An 18,103-nucleotide genomic window follows, 5' to 3' on the forward strand; every position below is an offset into this window, starting at 1 on the left:
TAAACGCGTGAAAACAGACCTATCCACATTGGTTACCCCCATTATTGTCACTTATAATAGTGACGCCGTTATTGCAACGTGTTTAGCCCATCTTGAAGGCTTCAAAACGGTTTTTGTGGTGGATAATGCCAGTAGAGATAATACCCTTGATGTTGTCAAGAAAACCTGCCCGCATGCGACCATTATCCCATTAGCTACGAATGAAGGTTTTGGCAAAGCTAATAATAAGGCATTGGAAAAAGTGACCACCCCGTTTGCCATGTTAGTGAATCCTGATGCCCTGATAGAATCGGATGATATTCAGAAATTATATGCAGCTTGCAAACGTTATCCACAAGCAGCCTTGTGTGCTCCTCGTCAGTTTTATCCTAATGGTCGGTCAATGGGATTGAAAGACCATATGTTTAAGAAATCGACAAAATACCAGGATATTGTTCCTGAAGGCGATGTGTGCGTAGAGTTTCTTTCTGGAGCTTTATTATTTGCCAATATGGCACAATTGAAAAAAGTAGGATTTTTTGATCCTAATATTTTTCTCTATTACGAAGATAATGATTTGTCTCTGCGATGCCTGCAACATAAGGTGGAAATGATCCTGATTCCAGATGCCAAAGTGGTTCACCATCTTGGACGGTCTTCACCAGTGACGCCGAAAATAGTATGGATCAAGAATTTTCATACGGCTTGGTCAAAACTCTATCTTTATAAAAAATATGAATATCCGTATCGGCTGAGGACAGTCGTTTCCACCCTTAATCATGCACTCCTCATTGTTTGGGGGGTGGTGACTCTTAACCGCAACTATGCGATTAAACATGCGGCCAGATTTTGTGGAAATGTCAATTTTTTAATTCAAAAAGAAAATTAGAGCTGCGATAGTTTAGACTTTTTCATCCGTCAAAAAATTGATGTGAAGGCCAAGCGCTCAACCTGTCCGGAGTCCCTCCCCCCCCCCAGATTCATGCCAAAGTGGGCATGAATCCGCCCCTGCTCCGAGAGGAGGTTAGAAGGGATGGTGGCCTGAGGATCAGGCCACCATCTATAAAATCCTTACATCTAAATAACCTTTACAATCTATAAGAAACGGAGAGCTACTCACGACTCATAACTGTCTAGCTGATTGTTTAGCTGGTGACACATCTGAAGCGGAAAGAAGATTGGATCGCAACTCATGACGACTGACTTTTTTAAGCGCCTCCTGTGCTTCTGCAATAGGTTTAACTTTGCTGTTGAGATCATTTAAGATTTTTTCTGAATAAGGACCAGCAGGAAGGATGCAAACAAGGCAGTTTACCACACCAGATGCTTGAAGTTTTTGATCAAACGCCACATTCAAGTTTGAAGTGCAAACCTCTGACATTTTTTTAGGAATGCCTCATTAGGAGTTATCCAATTGAGTTTTTTGCGTGGTGTTAGGTTATCGTTATCAATGGTTTCATTGAAATCCTCCTTGTTGTATGTGTGAATGTTTGTTTTTCTGGGTAAGTCTCTTCGCAGTCTTCCATTGGTATTCTCGACGCCGCCCTTTTGCAATGATGCATATGGGTCGCAGAAGAAGGTTTTGATGTCCAGTGCTTTACCCCATAACTGGTGACGGGTAAATTCACCACCATTATCCAAAGTCAACGACTTGCGTGCTTTTTGAGGTATTTTGGTTAGCAGGTTAAGGATGGCGTTTGCAACGTCATCGGCCTTTTACTGGGCAATTGCTTGCTGAGGGTAAACATGGTCTGTCTTTCCCTGAGAACCAGAATAGGTTGAGACCCTTACAGAAGCTCATCAAATCGCCTTCCCAGTGACCAAATGTTGTCCGCTTATCAATGTGCTTGGGCCGTTGATGGATAGAGACTCTGTTTGGTATACGTGAAGCACCAGCGCCTTTAGATTTCCTTAGTCCCCGCTTTGCTTTATGCCGTGGAAGGAACTTCCAGATTTTCTCTTTTCGTCTGGAACCCTGATAAATCCAGTGGTAGATCGTTTCGTGACAAATGGATTTTAGCTCGGTTTGACCATGCTTAAGATGACCGGCGATTTGCTCAGGTGTCCAGAAATGGTTCTGCATGTGTTCCATAACACATTCCTGGAGCTTGATATCCTTGTCGAGTCGCGCTTGACGGCAACGGCGGCCAGCTGCCAGGCGATGTGCCGTATCCGCCAATATTGACCTGGCGGTGCTTCATTGCGCTTTAGCTCCCGATAAACGGTACACACTGGACGGCCGATCGCTGAAGCAATCTGGCCTGCTAGCAGGCCAGATTGCTTCAGCTGAGATATCTTTACTCTTTCATCATAACTTAAATGGTTATATCTTTTCATACGCAACATCTTTTTGATTATCTGTTTTGACAACAAACATCATAAGGTGTTGCACTTCATTTTAGAACAGGCCCCGTCAATGCAGGTACGTATAATTTTTATAATCCAGGAAGTTCGCTTTGGGGAAATTCTTTGATTCAAGATATGTCAGATCACAAACATTTTGATGTAGCCCCCTATTATAAATTTGGAAATGCTTCAAATGACAAAACGACTCAAGCACAGCGTGAATATCAGTTTTGGAAATTTATACCGGCATTGACTAGAATAAAATAATAACCTTAGGACAAATCATGAATTACCATTTAAAAATAACATTATTTATTATTGCATTTATGGCTTTATCTTTTGTTTTGTTTGTTTTTATGGCTTTAAAAATGCAAATAGAATGCTGGGATAACTCATTATTGATATTATGCTCCATATATTTGTTCTTTCTTGGGGTATTAATAGGGATATTTAGATATATCACCATAAAGAAGAGAATGTTGTTTTTTTCTTTATATGTTTTATCTCTAATTGCTTCAATATTCGGAATATATTTTCCATCAATTTTAACGTAGCGAATGAAGGGCCTGTTCTAAAATGAAGTGCATCACCTTATGATGTTTGTTGTGAAACAGATAATCAAAAAGATGTTGCGTATGAAAAGATATAGCCATTTAAGTTATGATGAAAGAGTAAAGATATCTCAGCTGAAGCACCGCCAGGTCAATATTGGCCGGATACGGCACATCGCAGGCAGCTGGCCGCCGTTGCCGTCAAACGCGACTCGACAAGGATATCAAGCTCCAGGAATGTGTTATGGAACACATGCAGAACCATTTCTGGACACCTGAGCAAATCGCCGGGTATCTTAAGCATGGTCAAACTGAACTAAAATCCATTTGTCAGGAAACCATCTACCACTGGATTTATCAGGGCTCCAGACGAAAAGAAAAAATCTGGAAGTTCCTTCCACGGCATAAAGCAAAGCGGGGACTAAGGAAATCTAAAGGCGCTGGTGCTTCACGTATACCAAACAGAGTCTCTATCCATCAACGGCCCAAGCACATTGATAAGCGGACAACATTGGGTCACTGGGAAGGGTATGATTTCATTTTTGAATTATTAAAAGTGATCATTACGAAGAGAATTTGAAAAATAAATCGCTCGAGCAAATCAGCTTATTGCGCGCAAAGAACCTGGAAAACGGTCTAAGTTTGTTAAAAAATCAATGCGTTACCCTATTTTTAATTTCATTTTTTAACCCAAGAAAAATCCGCTCTTCGCCACCATAGCGCTTGACTCCACCCATTTGAGTCGGATATATTCCCATCTCTACCCATTTTAACCCATAATAAACCATAATATCCCATAATAGAGAAAAGGACGATTTGAGCACCAAAATATGGCACTGTTTATTTCCACCTACACAAACCGCATTGATAAAAAAGGCAGGGTCTCTGTGCCTGCGCCTTTTCGCGCGGTTATTGCCAGGCAGGATTTTCAGGGCATTATCGCGTATGGGTCTTTTATCAATCCTTGTATTGAAGCTTGCGCACTTAGTCGCATTGAGCAAATGAGCGAATCGATTGATACGCTTGATCCCTTTTCCGAAGAACGTGACGCGTTTGCTGCCACTATTTTAGCAGGCAGTGTGCAGCTTTCTTTTGATGGCGAAGGCCGGATTATGTTACCCGAATCTTTGATAGCTTCAGCTGAACTAAACGAGCAAGCCGTCTTTGTAGGTAAGGGAAAAACCTTTGAAATATGGGAGCCTTCGCGCTTTGAAACATACTTTAACAAAGCACGTCAGACGGCATTAAGCCAGCGCGGTGCTTTCCGCCTCCATACCCAATCCAAGATGGATAAGGAGGTCTAAAAGATGAACACACACACCTCATCCCCTCACATCTCTGTCATGCTTAAGGAAACCATCGATTTTCTGGCGCCCAAAGACGGCGAGATTATCGTAGATGGAACCTTTGGAGCGGGCGGACATAGCCGCGCTATTTTAGATACCGCCAATTGCCGTGTATTTGGGATTGATCGCGATCCAGCCGCTAGAAGCTTTTCAGAAAATTTATCCCATGATTTCCCAAATCGCTTCGTCTTACTGGAAGGCCCTTTTTCCGATATGGATTTTTTGTTAGCCAAGCATGGAGTTTCGCAGGTCGACGGCATCCTCTTGGATATTGGCGTGTCTTCAATGCAGATTGATCAAGCCGAACGTGGCTTTTCCTTTATGCAAGACGGCCCCTTGGATATGCGTATGGGCAACAGCGAATTAACCGCTGCAGATATTGTCAACCTGACCGAAGAAAATGAATTAGCTGATATCATCTTTAAATATGGCGATGAGCCCGATTCTCGGCGTATTGCCAAAGCTATCTGCAATAGCCGCAAAGAAAAAGCGATTACCTCCACCCACGAACTAGCGGTGATTGTGCGCAGCGCCATCCGTAAATACCCTAAACATATCGATCCCGCTACCCGTACGTTTCAAGCATTGCGCATCTGGGTTAATGATGAATTGGGCGAATTAGAAAAAGCTCTCGAAAAAGCTGAGTTATTGCTTAAACCAGGTGGACGTCTCGTTGTGATTACATTCCACTCGCTGGAAGATAAAATCGTCAAAGAATTTCTTAACACAAGATCAGAAAAGAAACGTCATGTTAATAAATATGCAGTAAACCAAGAAAGGGATGCTAGCAGTTCACTCTTTGAATTACTGACACGGAAAGCCGTTTGCCCTTCCGATGAAGAGGTTAAGCATAATTTTCGTGCCCGTTCAGCTAAATTACGGGCAGCCCTGCGTCGATTGAAAAAGGGGGAATTATGATACGGCCACTGGTTTCAATGGGAATCATACTCCTAGGTGCTATCATCGTTGCCCTGTTTCAAGTGAAATACATCGTCCGCGATTTACGCCGCGAACTGGTGACTGTACAGCAGCAAATGGCCAAAGAACAGCAATCGATCCACGTCCTGCGTGCTGAATGGGGATATTTAAACCAGCCTGAGCGACTTCAGGCCCTCAACGATAAATACCTGCACTTGCAGACAATCCACAGCCCTCAGGTTGTGGCTTCCATTGGCGACCTTCCTCAACAAAATGAAGCCACCCAGGTGGCTATCGATTTACAGGATGACCAATGACAGCAGCCCATTACGGTATTCATTGGAAACACGTTATGAAGCATGAGCTTGAAGCTCAGGCTCAGGTTGAGACGAGTCAGCAGCGTCTTTGGATTGTGATCATAGCCTTTGTGTGCGCCTTTGCTGTATTGTCTTTACGATTATTTGACATCAGTGTCCTCAAAGATATTCCCGCTAATTTACCTGCCAATTACAGTGCCCAGCCTTTAACTTTGGATAGGGCAGATATTGTTGATCGCAATGGCGACCCCCTTGCCTCCAATTTACGTACGTCGTCTGTGTTTGCGAATGCACGTTTGATCGACAATCCAGCAGAAGTAGCAAAAATGCTCCATCATGCGTTGCCGGATCAGCCTTATAATACGTTATATGAAAAATTAAAGAGCAAAAAAAGTTTCGTCTGGATTAAACGAAACCTCACCCCCGATGAAGAATACGCGGTCAACCGTTTGGGAATTCCTGGCTTAACCCTGGAAGAAGGACAAACGCGCGTTTATCCTCAAGGTAATTTATTCTCCCATATTTTAGGCTATGTCGATGTCGATGGAACAGGTATTGCCGGCGTTGAAAAATACATGGATAAATACATGAAAGATACGCTTAACCAAGGCGAACAGCTAAAACTAAGCCTTGATCTGCGCGTACAAAATATTCTCTACACCATCTTATCTCAAGGCGTGAGTGAATTTAAAGCTATCGGTGCTAACGGTGTCGTGATGGATGTAACCAATGGTGAAATCTTAGGCATGGTAAGCCTTCCTGATTTTGATCCCAACAATGTCAAGGAAAGCAAAGACCCACAACGGTTTAATCGCAATACCCTTGGTGTTTATGAAATGGGTTCAACCTTTAAAACCATTACCATTGCCAATGCGTTGGATTCTGGAGCCGTGAGCCTTTATGATAGCTATGATGTCAGCCAACCCATTCACTATGGCAACTTTACCATCAAGGATTTCCATCCAGAAAATGGGGCATTAACCGTTCCGGAAATTTTAATGCATTCCTCTAACGTTGGCACGGCCAAAATTGCCCTCGATGTCGGCAAAAAGCGTCAACGCGAATTTATCAATGAACTGGGCCTGATGAGCCCCCTGGAAATCGAATTACCAGAAAGAGGCAATTCCGTTTATCCCGATGTATGGGCTGATATTCATTCTATGACGATTGCCTTTGGTCATGGTATGGCGATTACGCCTCTGCATTTGGTACAAGCTGTCAGCGCTATCGTCAATGGCGGCACTTTCTATCCGGCAACTTTAATTAAAGGCAAAAAAAATACAGGTCGGCAGGTGATCTCTGCAGCAACGTCAGAAACCATGCGTAAATTAATGCGTCTGGTCGTTACCGATGGAACCGGCAGCAAAGCTAACATTAAAGGATATCTGGTGGGCGGAAAAACAGGTACGGCTGAAAAGGCTTCCCATGGCGGTTATAACCATCATGCAATGCTATCTTCCTTCGTCGGTGTCTATCCTTTGAATAAACCGCGTTATCTGGTTCTAGTCATGCTTGATGAACCACAAGGGAATAAAGAAACAGGTGGTTTTGCCACAGGTGGGATGACAGCCGCACCACTGGTAGGAAAAATCATCGAACAAATGTCACCGGTGTTGAGCATTGAACCTGTTGATGAAAGCAGCAAAACCTTACAGAAGGCATTTTATGTTGATTACAAACGCAAACATTCCGAGTTTGCGGCTAACCCAGATCTTGCCCGTTAATTCTACTGCCGTGCAGGACGATCTTGTCATCCATAATATTACCTGCGACTCACGAAAAGTTGGCAGTGGTTCGTTATTTTTTGCACTGCGTGGAACTTCGTTTAATGGGGCTGAATTTATTGCTAAAGCCATCGAAGCGGGTGCTTCTGCCATTGTCTGTGATGAGGACGTAGACGTAGCTGATTCATCAACCACTGTCCCTATTTTAAAAACTAAAAATCCCCGTCAATGGTACAGTTTAGCCGCTAAACATTTTTATCAAAAAACACCCGATAAGCTGGTTGCAATCACCGGTACGAATGGAAAAACATCTATCACCCATTTTTGTCGACAACTGTGGCGCACTGCTGGATTTGATGCTGCCAGTATGGGCACAGTAGGTATCTATCATAATGACAAACCCTATCACTCTAAATCAGGTCCGTCCTTGACGACACCAGATCCGGTTGATTTTTACCGGACGTTGCGCGAACTGGCCGATCTTGGCGTTACGCATGCAGCCTTCGAGGCCTCCAGCCACGGACTTGACCAGCATCGTTTTTGTGGTGAAGGCATTAAAGCCGCTGGCTTTACAAACCTTACCCGCGATCATCTGGATTATCATAAAACCATGGATGCCTATTTCCAGGCAAAAGCCTTATTATTTTCTGAGTATCTTGACCACGGCAGCATCGCTGTTTTGAATCAAGCAAGTGACACGTTTACACCACTTCAATCCATTTGCCAACGCAGGAAGCATCATGTTATTTCCTATGGCACGCCAGCATCTGATATTTATATACACCATTCCAGCCCGTCGCATCAAGGGTTTGACCTTACGCTTTCGGTGTTTGGATCTGTGTATGAAACCTCCCTGCCCCTGGTTGGCAGTTTTCAAATTGAAAATGTGTTATGCAGCCTAGGACTGGTTTTAGGGTTGAACGATGTTGACATGTCGATCATACCATCCATCAGCAAACTTATATCCGTTCCCGGTCGAATGCAGTTGGTGGGTTCATCTTCACAATTAGGTGGTGTATTTGTTGACTACGCACATACCCCAGACGCCCTTGAAAAAGCATTGCTGGCATTAAAACCACACACGAAAGGTTCTATTTACGTGGTATTTGGCTGTGGAGGCGATCGCGATCCAGGCAAACGCCCACTTATGGGTGAAACAGCAAAGCGCCTCGCTGATCATGTGATTATCACGGATGACAATCCACGCACTGAAAATCCACAAAGCATTCGCCAGGACATTCTTACAGCGGTACCTCAGGCACAAAACATTGCCGATCGTAAAGAAGCTATTCGCTATGCTATTTCGTGTCTTAAGCCTGGTGATACACTGCTCATTGCCGGTAAAGGACACGAAAATTATCAAATTATTGGAACCACAAGTTACCATTTCGATGATGTCGAAATCGCTAGCGGTTTACTATCTATTTAGGAGTTATTCTATGTCAATTATCTTATGGAATCAGCATGATATTAAAGCTGCCTTGCCAGGCGTTACAGCTTCACTTCCTTTTGCTGCTACCGGCGTTTCCATCGATACGCGGACATTAAAACCAGGTGATTTATTTATTGCTATCAAAGGCGAAACCATGGATGGTCATGATTTTCTTGCAAAGGCACATGAAAATGGTGCATGCGCGGCGATTATCAGCCAGGATGTCCCGTCACTCCCTGCCGATTTTCCTGTTATCAACGTGAGTGATACACTTAAAGCCATGGAAGAACTCGGCAAATATGCACGTAATCGTTGTCCGGGTACATTTATAGGATTAACCGGCAGCGTTGGTAAAACAACCTGTAAAACAATGCTTGCTTATATGCTGAGCGCTTTTGGTGAAACCTATGCCACAGAGGGCAATTTGAATAATCATATCGGCGTACCACTAACCCTGATGCGCACGCCACAAACCAGCCAGTTTGTGATTATCGAAATGGGCATGAACCATGCCGAAGAAATTCGCCATATTTCGAAAATGGCACAACCACATATTGCCATGATCACCACAGTAGAAGCGGTTCATATCGAATACTTCAAAAATGTAGAAGCCATTGCTAAAGCCAAAGCCGAGATTTTTGAAGGCATGGTCAATAAAGGCGTTGCCGTTCTTCCCTTTGATAGCCCTTATTATTTGATAATGGAAGTGTCTGCGGACCAATGGGGAGCCAGTAAAAGAATCACCTTCGGCACATCCGCCAATGCGACCATACGGATGGTTCATTATCAGCAAGAGGCACAAGGCGGGCATGTAGATGCCGTAATCGAAGGCCAGCCCTTCTCCTATAAAATTGGCATGTTTGGTGAACATATGGCGATTAATTCACTTGCTAATTTGGGTATTATCCATGCTTTATCACTGGATGTACAGAAAGCGGCCAATCTGCTTCAAGGATTCAGTGCCCTTCCTGGCAGAGGCAAACTGTACCCATTACAGATCAATAACATTAACTTTTCCTTGTGCGACGATAGTTATAATGCAAGCCCTGCTTCGATGCGCGCAGCAATTACACAACTAAGCCATGCCAAAGGCAGAAAGATTGCAGTCCTGGGAGATATGCTCGAACTGGGTAACCATGCGCTGGCTCTGCATACAGGATTAGCCCACGATATTACCAAACAACGCATTGATATGGTCTGCACATCCGGTCATTTCATGCGCCATTTGCACGGCACTTTACCACACCACCTCCAAGGCCCATGTGCCGAGGATCCCGACACCCTTTATCCGCAACTTATCGCTTGCTTAAAAGCAGGAGATACCGTACTTGTAAAGGGCTCGCATGGGAGTCATGTCCATAAAATAGTGACACGGTTGCTCGAAGAAGCAAAACCGGTGTCTTAATCTAAACGATAAAGAGTTTATACTATGTTATATATGTTGTTCACCCAGGTTATGAGTAATCTCGTTGTTTCAAACCTGTTTCGTTATATTACCTTCAGAAGTGCTGGAGCTATTTTAACGTCACTTGTTATCAGCTTTGTATGTGGACCAGCAACGATTCGCTGGCTCAAGAAAAAACAACAAGAAGGTCAACCCATCCGCGACGACGGGCCGCAAAGTCATTTAGAAACCAAAAAAGGAACCCCAACCATGGGTGGTTTCCTGATTTTAGTAGCGGTCACTTTTTCAACCCTTCTGTGGGCGGATTTACGAAATGAATATGTTTGGATAGTGTTGATGGTCACCCTGGGCTTTGGCTTCATTGGCTTTCTCGATGATTACCTCAAAGTCACCAAAAAACATTATCACGGCTTACGCGGCAAAAAGAAACTGGTACTGCAATTTGCCATTAGCCTTGGCGCTGCGGTATGGATTCAACATCTGGCAGCAACTGGTTATGCCACGCACCTTACCATTCCTTTCTTTAAAAGCATCCTTATCAATCTCAGCTGGTTCTATATTCCGTTTGTGATGCTGGTAATGGTTGGCACTTCCAATGCGGTTAACTTAACGGATGGATTGGATGGTCTTGCTATTGGGCCTATTATGATTGCAACCGCTTGTTTTGCCCTCATCAGTTATTTAGTGGGCAACCTTCATTTTGCTAATTACTTGCAGATACACAGTGTAGCAGGTGCTGGTGAGTTAACCATATTTTGTGCGGCTATCGTAGGAGCCGGACTTGGATTTTTATGGTTTAATGCGCCTCCAGCCAAAGTATTTATGGGCGATACTGGCAGCCTTGCTCTGGGAGGATCACTGGGAGCCATCAGCGTTATTACCAAGCACGAATTGGTGCTGGCAATCATCGGTGGATTATTTGTGATGGAAGCCGTATCAGTGATTCTTCAGGTTGCCTCATTTAAAACCAGAGGCAAACGGGTCTTTTTAATGGCCCCCATTCATCATCATTTTGAGAAAAAAGGCTGGAAAGAACCCACAATTGTGATACGTTTTTGGATTATATCCATCATACTTGCCCTCATTGGTTTAACGACATTAAAGCTAAGATGAAAATACCCCATCAAACATTTGCAGTATTTGGCTTAGGCAAAGCGGGTCATTCAACCTGTGTGCGTTTGTTGGAATTGGGCTGCACGCTTTATGTATGGGATGATAATGAGCAAGGGCGCAGCAAACTTTTGCCCCATCCTAACCTGCATTTATTAGAACCCAATACCTACCCCTGGCCATCCATCCAGGCACTTTTTTTAAGCCCAGGTATCCCCTTTACGCATCCTGAGCCACATCCTATCGTTACCTTAGCCCAGCAAAACAACTGTAACATTGTATGCGATATTGAAGCACTTAATCTTCTCCATCCAGAACCCACCTATATCGGCATTACCGGCACCAATGGTAAATCAACCACGACCACCCTCACCGACCATATTTTAAACCACGCAAACGTAAAAACAGTCGTAGGGGGCAATCTAGGTATTCCTGCACTGGATCTTCACCCTGCAGGCAAGGATAGTGTTGTGGTACTGGAACTTTCGTCCTATCAATTAGACTTAATCCAGGAGACCCATATCAACATCGCCTGTTTGCTTAACGTGACGCCAGATCACCTCGATCGTCACGGCGATATGCAAGGGTATGTGACCGCCAAAAAACGTATTTTTATGAATCAGGATCAGCATGACATTGCTTTTGTAGGGATTGATGATCCCTATAGTCACGCTGTCTACGAAGAATGTAAGCAAGGTCCTGCACGCGCCATTCCTATCTCCGTACAAAAACATCCCGCAGGTGGTATCAGTTTGGTCAACGATACGCTAATTGACGATACCGGCGCTTCCCAAGAACGTTTTACGATCACCGACCGCGACCGCCTTCCTGGCATCCATAATTCGCAAAATATTGCCTTTGCCTACGCAATGGCTCGTGCTGTTCACATTTCTGCTGATACTATTATTGAAGCCATAGCAAGTTTTCCAGGCCTTGCTCACCGCATTCAATATGTAGACACAATTCATGGCATCCGTTTTGTCAATGACAGTAAAGCCACCAACGCCGAAGCCGTAGAAAAAGCGCTTGTTTGTTATGACAACATTTATTGGATTTTAGGTGGCAGGCCCAAAGCCGGCGGTATTACCTCCCTTACCTCCTATTTTCCACGTGTCCGCCATGCTTTCCTAATTGGTGAAGCCGCCGATGAATTTGCCCAAACGCTTGATGGCCATGTCGATTTTAGCCAGTGCACAACCTTGGATAAAGCGGTAAAAATGGCCTATGAACATGCGCACAACGATCAGCGAAAAAGCCCCGTTGTGCTTCTTTCTCCAGCCTGTGCGTCCTGGGATCAATTTCCTAATTTTGAAGTGCGTGGTCAGGATTTTTGTCGTTACGTGGCTGAACTTAAAAATGCTCTATAGCATCGATAGTATAGTGGTGCCTCCTTATGTGCCCCGCCACGCTTGTTAATATTTTTTCTTTACCTTCGCGCTATTCGTCACTATCGTATAGAACTAGGGTAAGTACTAACTATATATGCGCAACAAACGGTTCAATTCAGGTATTATCAGCAAATGGTGGAGATCGATCGATCGCTATATGCTGGTTGCCATTTTTTCGATTATGGCTATTGGCATGATCATGGTGACCACTGCCAGCCCTGCGGTGGCTGAGCGTATTGGCATCAACTCGTTTTATTTTATTCATCAGCAACTTTTGAATCTTTTAATCGCCGTTCCGCTGATGATTGCCATGTCGTTTTTAAATCCAGTTGTCATTCGACGTGTTGCGGTGATGGGATTGGTTATCGGATTAGGACTGTTAGTCATAGTACTGCTCTTTGGCCCACATGTAAAAGGTGCCCAGCGTTGGATTAACGTGCTGGGATTTTCGCTACAGCCTTCAGAATTCGTCAAACCACTTTTTATCGTTTGTACAGGATGGATATTGTCGGAAGGAAAAACCCGTGAAGGGTTTCCAATGTACCGTATCTCCATGGCACTCTATGCCATTATCGTCACGCTACTGGTGATGCAACCCGATATGGGGATGACAATTACCGTGTCAACCGTCTGGGTAGGACAATTATTCCTCGCTGGCTTGCCATTAGTGTGGATTGTGGTCGCTATTGGCCTTGCATTTGTGGGATTGGTGTTTGCGTATCATTTTTTGCCGCACGTTGCACAGCGTATTAACCTGTTTATGGATCCTGATGTGGATAAAGCCTACCAGGTGCGCAGATCACTTGAAGCATTCTCACATGGTGGCATTACGGGGCGCGGCCCTGGCGAAGGAACCGTCAAACTGGTCCTTCCCGATTCTCATACCGATTTTATCTTTTCGGTGGTTGGCGAAGAACTGGGCATGATCGCCTGCTTAATTATCATCGGCCTCTTTGCCTTTGTAGTGATCCGTGGTTTTATGCGAGTGATGAAAGAAGACGATTTATTTATCATGTACAGCGTTTCTGGCATACTGATGCAGTTTGGTTTGCAGGCCATCATCAATATGGGGGTCGCACTGCATATCTTGCCCACCAAAGGTATGACACTCCCCTTCATGAGTTATGGCGGCTCTTCAATGCTGGCCATGGCACTTGCCATGGGAATGATGCTGGCTTTAACCCGTAAACGTTATGGTTCACGTACGCAAAGGTTTCCTTCATGAACACACACCTATCCCATTGTTATGTACTTGCTACTGGTGGCACCGGTGGACATATATTCCCTGCACAAGCATTAGCAGCCTATATAACCGAAAAGGGACATAGAGCGGTGATTATTTCGGATATTCGTTTTAAAAATTATCCACAATCAGGCCAATACGAAACCCACTTTATTGATGCTGCATCCCCATCCGGCAATCTGGTCAAAAAACTGAAAGCCCTCGTTGCACTTAGCAAAGGATATCTGCAAGCTAAAAAACTTTTGAAAGAACTTAAACCAAAAGCCGTCATTGGCTTTGGTGGTTACCCGTCCTTCCCAACCCTCTATGCTGCACGTTCTCTTGGCATTAAAACCATCATGCACGAACAAAACGCCGTTCTCGGGCGCGTTAATCGATTTATGATTCGCAGGGCGCATGCGCTGGCGACTTCATTTCCCCATGTTGGGCGTGTACCCTCGATCTATCGTCATAAACTTGTCTATACCGGCAACCCTACTCGCACAGAAATACTTTCGCATAAACAAGCACCACTTCCCTCACTGAATGAAGAAGATACGATCCAACTTTTAATCACTGGCGGCAGCCAGGGATCTAGTATTTTTAGTACCCTCATTCCTGCTGCCATTGAGCAATTACCAAAAGAGATAAGGCAACGCCTACACGTGACTCAACAATGCCGCCAAGGAGAAATTGCTGAAACTGACGCTTTCTATAAGCGCATTGAAGTTAACGCAACGCTTGCCCCCTTCTTCACCAACATTCCGGAATTACTGACCCTCAGCCATCTCTTCATTGGCCGATCAGGTGCTTCTACCTTGGCTGAACTTACTATCATTGGTCGCCCCTCTCTCCTTATCCCTCTTCCCCATGCCATGGATGACCACCAAACCGCAAACGCCACCTATTTAGCACAAAGTAATGCTGCATGGATTATGCCGCAATCAGACCTCACTGCAGAATCTCTGGCACGGTTACTGGCTGGCATCCTGTCAAAGCCTAATATTCTCATGGATGCAGCTAAACAAGCCGCAAAACTGGGAGAACCCCTGGCTACCCAGAGATTATTTGAGCTCATTGCCGGTTAAAAAGCCCAAGAACCAGGCATTAAATCGTTCAGAAATAGTTTTATCGTGAAGATACGTGCGATGCAATGCCTCGTCATGAGTGCGCACAGCCCACGCTCAATACCTCTCTTTCCCCAGGATCATCACTTAATATCTATAAAGAACAATTACTCCACTATCTATGCAGAACAAGTTCAATAATACATAAAAATCAAACAAATTATTGGTTAACAGCATTGCATTATGCTTATGATGCCTAAAATAAATGAAGGTCCGATATGAAAGCACTCCATAACGCAGTTTCAAAAAATGATACACAGGCATTCAATTAGAAGGAATCACACTACATAGTTTCTGGTGTGTTGGAAGTATGAATTCTTATAAGATGCTAGCCAATCACAATAACACAATTAAACGCTGTACAATTCGCTTTAATAAAAATATATAAATAGTTATACTTGCTTGTATTATATTTTATTGGACTATTTATTGATTTTCTCTATAATATATTAAAAATAAAAAAGGTTATTCATGACAGTACTCCATAACGCAGTTTTAAAAAACGACATACACGAAGTAAAAAAAATATTATCCCATTCAACAGAAAACCTCGATGATACAAATGAGATTTTTCAAACACCGCTTTATTTAGCCTGTGATGCTGGATTTAAAGATATCGTCGAAATCTTACTTTCATATAAACCAGATATCGCAAAAAAAATACCCGTTTCCGAAGCGGAAGAAGAGCTCGACATACATGGTATAGAACAAACGGCCTTTCACGCCGCCTGTCATCGAGGTTATGAGGATATCGTTGACCTTCTGATTGCTCATGGGGCTGATATGTATACCAAGAGAGAACATAAGATAGATAATGGTGATGGAATACATCAAGAAGAAGCCAGCTCCATTTTAATACCAGCTTCACGTGGCCATTTATCTATTGTAAAGAAACTATTAGCCAAGGATTCTGCATCTTTATTTGATCAAGAAGATATTAAGCTGGCATATATATTGGCTGTTGAATACGGATCATTTGAAACAGCAATGTTTTTAAGCAACCATTTAAAAATTGAAATAAAAGACAAGTATAAAGAAAAACTACTGTTAAATTCAGCTAAGAACAACATCCTTTCCGAGGCATTATTCAGTAATAATGCTTTTACTCTTAAGCAACTAAACAAAGCATTAGAAGGAGCGCTATCCTCGCTTTCTATAGACTCTATAAATATACTTTTAGCCCATGGTGCAAACATTAATGAAACAAACGCCCAATTATTAGTTCAAGCAATAACATCATACCCATCACGCTACTCGCACCATGATGTGGGGATTTTCGAGAAAACAGAAAAAGATCTTTATAGAAATGGACTAGCATATCAACTGCACTTTTCATATATTGCTCCGTATAAATCATATTTAGATTCTATTAATTTATTAAATGACTATTTATGTATAAATCCAGACTCAGAATTTAAAATTGAAAACAAAGAATACCAATATACCATGCTACATGCCGCAGCGGAAAATGGTGAGATTAACCTTGTTAAAGAACTTATTGGCAAATACAATATTAATGCACAAGATTATAAAGGAAACACCCCATTACATTATGCGGTTGCAAGTGAAAATAAAGATGTTATAAAATTATTAATTGAGGAAGGTGCAGATCAAAACATTGAAAATTTTAAAGGAATAACACCTAGATTCTTTAATCCAACTCTAAAAGATGCCGTAAAAGATTATACCAGAACATGCGTTTTACCCCTTTTGTTACAATCAACGGATTTAAATACAGATCCCAGCACATTAACCAAACAATTATCCCAACAAGTTCGAGACGTTCTCTTATTGAATGTAAATACGTTGCACGTTATGCGCTTTAATCATCACTGGCATGATCCAGCCCAGCAGGCATCACTTAATAAAGTAAAAGACTTAGGTGGAAAAACATGGGAACCTCTTTTTAACGTCTCAAACATTCAAGTGAATGTATCAGGGAAAAACTGGTCCGTAGTCCCTTTAAATACAACCTCTTTATTAAAAGATGAAGAGAAACGATTAGGCCACTGTGTTGGTGGATACACGAATAAATGTTTTAGTGGATATTCCCATATTCTTTCCATTCGTAATGAGAAGGGAGAATCACAATCTACCTTTGAAATATTAACCGAATATGGCAAAAAAACCTATCATCTTCAACAACATTATGGCCCTAAAAACGCTAGCCCCTCATCAGAAAGTGGAATTGTACTTAAATCTATTTTTGATCACCTTGACAAGGGAATATTACAGATTGATTACGATTATCTTAATCAAAAATTAAATGAAAGATTAAAAGAGAATGAGGCTAATAAGTATATTAACGAAGTAGGATATGATTATAAATCCCCCGGTAAAATAGAAGAGGCACAAAATGCCTACCGTGCTTCACTCAAAGGAAAGACAATTATTAATAATTTTAAAAGGTTAACTCTATCAACCTTTGAATGTGGCTCCAGTATGTTTAAATCAACAAACGAAATACAGACTTATAATATTAAATTAATACCAGCACCTATTACTGCTCCTGTCCGAGCACTTCATAAAACAGCCAAACACCCATTAACGGATGAACATGCCGCTTGTTACTATAGCCTGTATTATAAAGTAAAAGATTTCTTTGGTGATAAGTTTGATGACACCAAGACAAAAGTGATCTTTCCGGAACAACCACTTGGGCAAATGCAGTTACATACCACACTTACCAGTGGAGAAACGAAAATCATTAGCTTTACGCATAATAGCGTATTAAGCTACAGCAAAATAATGCCAGCACAAATGGCTAATTTGCCAAAACCAACTGCTTTCCAACAGGATAATAAGTTAGAAGCCAACCCTATTAAAAGTAAGTCAGATATTAGAACGTCACAAAACCTAGGGGGAGAAATACTCAAGTGGGAAGCTGGAAATACAGCAGCAAACCGCATTCTTAACCAACGAAACGCCCCCGCTATTCAGCAAGGTGGAATTGGTGCCTAGTGTATTTTCTTTTTAGTTGTGCACAAAGTATCAACTGTTTAGCGGCCTTTTGATTTAGCAATCAGCACCGTTTTAATTGAGTAACTGATCTGTTCAACAAAAGCGAGATTTAAAATTATAGATCAATATGTTATTGATTTATAAAATTAGATTTGGGTGTCCGGCGTAGATTTGGTATGTTCCTTTGATGTATATACGATCCAAGAAGAACAAGAGTGGTAGCCTTGACCGAGCCCCTTCACACCACCCCAGATTCATGCCAAGGAGGGGTGGCCGA

Annotated in this window: 17 protein-coding genes; 14 read left to right on the top strand and 3 right to left on the bottom strand. The window is 42.7% G+C overall.

What is annotated here, in order from left to right; all coding sequences use genetic code 11:
* The first annotated feature begins 7 nt into the window (after window positions 1-7).
* Window positions 8-868 carry a glycosyltransferase family 2 protein gene (locus IPP74_03040; protein ID MBL0318268.1) on the top strand — a complete coding sequence of 287 codons (861 nt, stop codon included), beginning with the start codon at window positions 8-10 and terminating at the stop codon, window positions 866-868.
* A gap of 234 nt (window positions 869-1,102) precedes the next feature.
* Here the strand turns inward: IPP74_03040 and IPP74_03045 are convergent, their stop codons facing one another.
* The 3 genes from IPP74_03045 to IPP74_03055 are packed head-to-tail and all read right to left on the bottom strand — an operon-like array spanning window position 1,103 to window position 2,158.
* Window positions 1,103-1,360, bottom strand: a complete 258-nt coding sequence (locus tag IPP74_03045) for a hypothetical protein (GenBank protein ID MBL0318269.1) — start codon at window positions 1,358-1,360, stop codon at window positions 1,103-1,105.
* Complete coding sequence (locus IPP74_03050) at window positions 1,333-1,671, bottom strand: IS30 family transposase (protein MBL0318270.1); 339 nt, start codon at window positions 1,669-1,671, stop codon at window positions 1,333-1,335. The genes IPP74_03045 and IPP74_03050 overlap by 28 nt, the downstream gene beginning before the upstream one ends.
* 13 nt (window positions 1,672-1,684) lie before the next feature.
* Window positions 1,685-2,158 carry an IS30 family transposase gene (locus IPP74_03055; GenBank protein MBL0318271.1) on the bottom strand — a complete coding sequence of 158 codons (474 nt, stop codon included), beginning with the start codon at window positions 2,156-2,158 and terminating at the stop codon, window positions 1,685-1,687.
* 290 nt (window positions 2,159-2,448) lie between these two features.
* Here IPP74_03055 and IPP74_03060 point away from each other — a divergent pair, with 290 nt between their 5' ends.
* The 13 genes from IPP74_03060 (at window position 2,449) to IPP74_03120 (ending at window position 17,826) form a co-directional block, all read left to right on the top strand.
* Window positions 2,449-2,592, top strand: a complete 144-nt coding sequence (locus IPP74_03060; GenBank protein MBL0318272.1) for a hypothetical protein — start codon at window positions 2,449-2,451, stop codon at window positions 2,590-2,592.
* Between the two features lie 441 nt (window positions 2,593-3,033).
* Window positions 3,034-3,456: an IS30 family transposase gene (locus tag IPP74_03065; protein MBL0318273.1), complete on the top strand. Its 423-nt coding sequence runs from the start codon at window positions 3,034-3,036 to the stop codon at window positions 3,454-3,456.
* 250 nt (window positions 3,457-3,706) lie between these two features.
* Window positions 3,707-4,180, top strand: a complete 474-nt coding sequence (gene mraZ, locus IPP74_03070) for a division/cell wall cluster transcriptional repressor MraZ (protein MBL0318274.1) — start codon at window positions 3,707-3,709, stop codon at window positions 4,178-4,180.
* Between the two features lie 3 nt (window positions 4,181-4,183).
* A complete protein-coding gene (gene rsmH / locus IPP74_03075) occupies window positions 4,184-5,140 on the top strand; it encodes a 16S rRNA (cytosine(1402)-N(4))-methyltransferase RsmH (protein MBL0318275.1) in 957 nt (318 codons plus the stop codon).
* The gene (locus tag IPP74_03080; GenBank protein MBL0318276.1) at window positions 5,137-5,457 is read left to right on the top strand and encodes a hypothetical protein; all 321 of its coding nucleotides are present in this window, start codon (window positions 5,137-5,139) and stop codon (window positions 5,455-5,457) included. The genes rsmH and IPP74_03080 overlap by 4 nt, the downstream gene beginning before the upstream one ends.
* The gene (locus tag IPP74_03085; protein MBL0318277.1) at window positions 5,454-7,181 is read left to right on the top strand and encodes a penicillin-binding protein 2; all 1,728 of its coding nucleotides are present in this window, start codon (window positions 5,454-5,456) and stop codon (window positions 7,179-7,181) included. The genes IPP74_03080 and IPP74_03085 overlap by 4 nt, the downstream gene beginning before the upstream one ends.
* A complete protein-coding gene (locus tag IPP74_03090; GenBank protein ID MBL0318278.1) occupies window positions 7,123-8,610 on the top strand; it encodes a UDP-N-acetylmuramoyl-L-alanyl-D-glutamate--2,6-diaminopimelate ligase in 1,488 nt (495 codons plus the stop codon). The genes IPP74_03085 and IPP74_03090 overlap by 59 nt, the downstream gene beginning before the upstream one ends.
* A 10-nt stretch (window positions 8,611-8,620) precedes the next feature.
* Window positions 8,621-10,018: a UDP-N-acetylmuramoyl-tripeptide--D-alanyl-D-alanine ligase gene (gene murF / locus IPP74_03095; protein MBL0318279.1), complete on the top strand. Its 1,398-nt coding sequence runs from the start codon at window positions 8,621-8,623 to the stop codon at window positions 10,016-10,018.
* Window positions 10,019-10,042: 24 nt separating this feature from the next.
* Complete coding sequence (locus tag IPP74_03100) at window positions 10,043-11,131, top strand: phospho-N-acetylmuramoyl-pentapeptide-transferase (GenBank protein MBL0318280.1); 1,089 nt, start codon at window positions 10,043-10,045, stop codon at window positions 11,129-11,131.
* Window positions 11,128-12,495, top strand: a complete 1,368-nt coding sequence (locus IPP74_03105; GenBank protein ID MBL0318281.1) for a UDP-N-acetylmuramoyl-L-alanine--D-glutamate ligase — start codon at window positions 11,128-11,130, stop codon at window positions 12,493-12,495. Before IPP74_03100 ends, IPP74_03105 begins: the two co-directional genes overlap by 4 nt.
* 115 nt (window positions 12,496-12,610) lie before the next feature.
* Window positions 12,611-13,741, top strand: a complete 1,131-nt coding sequence (ftsW, locus tag IPP74_03110; protein ID MBL0318282.1) for a putative lipid II flippase FtsW — start codon at window positions 12,611-12,613, stop codon at window positions 13,739-13,741.
* Entirely contained in the window at window positions 13,738-14,826 is a 1,089-nt protein-coding gene (murG, locus tag IPP74_03115; GenBank protein MBL0318283.1) for an undecaprenyldiphospho-muramoylpentapeptide beta-N-acetylglucosaminyltransferase, read from the top strand. The genes ftsW and murG overlap by 4 nt, the downstream gene beginning before the upstream one ends.
* Window positions 14,827-15,336: 510 nt before the next feature.
* Entirely contained in the window at window positions 15,337-17,826 is a 2,490-nt protein-coding gene (locus tag IPP74_03120; protein MBL0318284.1) for an ankyrin repeat domain-containing protein, read from the top strand.
* Window positions 17,827-18,103 lie beyond the last annotated feature (277 nt).

Source organism: Alphaproteobacteria bacterium (assembly GCA_016722515.1).
GTDB lineage: Bacteria > Pseudomonadota > Alphaproteobacteria > Rickettsiales > JADKJE01 > JADKJE01.

Excerpts from the sequence above, each read along its gene's own strand:
- IPP74_03045 (MBL0318269.1), bottom strand. The coding sequence starts at position 1,360 with ATGTCAGAGGTTTGCACTTCAAACTTGAATGTGGCGTTTGATCAAAAA.
- mraZ (MBL0318274.1), top strand. The coding sequence starts at position 3,707 with ATGGCACTGTTTATTTCCACCTACACAAACCGCATTGATAAAAAAGGC.
- rsmH (MBL0318275.1), top strand. The coding sequence starts at position 4,184 with ATGAACACACACACCTCATCCCCTCACATCTCTGTCATGCTTAAGGAA.
- IPP74_03080 (MBL0318276.1), top strand. The coding sequence starts at position 5,137 with ATGATACGGCCACTGGTTTCAATGGGAATCATACTCCTAGGTGCTATC.
- IPP74_03085 (MBL0318277.1), top strand. The coding sequence starts at position 5,454 with ATGACAGCAGCCCATTACGGTATTCATTGGAAACACGTTATGAAGCAT.
- IPP74_03090 (MBL0318278.1), top strand. The coding sequence starts at position 7,123 with ATGTTGATTACAAACGCAAACATTCCGAGTTTGCGGCTAACCCAGATC.
- murF (MBL0318279.1), top strand. The coding sequence starts at position 8,621 with ATGTCAATTATCTTATGGAATCAGCATGATATTAAAGCTGCCTTGCCA.
- IPP74_03100 (MBL0318280.1), top strand. The coding sequence starts at position 10,043 with ATGTTATATATGTTGTTCACCCAGGTTATGAGTAATCTCGTTGTTTCA.
- IPP74_03105 (MBL0318281.1), top strand. The coding sequence starts at position 11,128 with ATGAAAATACCCCATCAAACATTTGCAGTATTTGGCTTAGGCAAAGCG.
- ftsW (MBL0318282.1), top strand. The coding sequence starts at position 12,611 with ATGCGCAACAAACGGTTCAATTCAGGTATTATCAGCAAATGGTGGAGA.
- murG (MBL0318283.1), top strand. The coding sequence starts at position 13,738 with ATGAACACACACCTATCCCATTGTTATGTACTTGCTACTGGTGGCACC.
- IPP74_03120 (MBL0318284.1), top strand. The coding sequence starts at position 15,337 with ATGACAGTACTCCATAACGCAGTTTTAAAAAACGACATACACGAAGTA.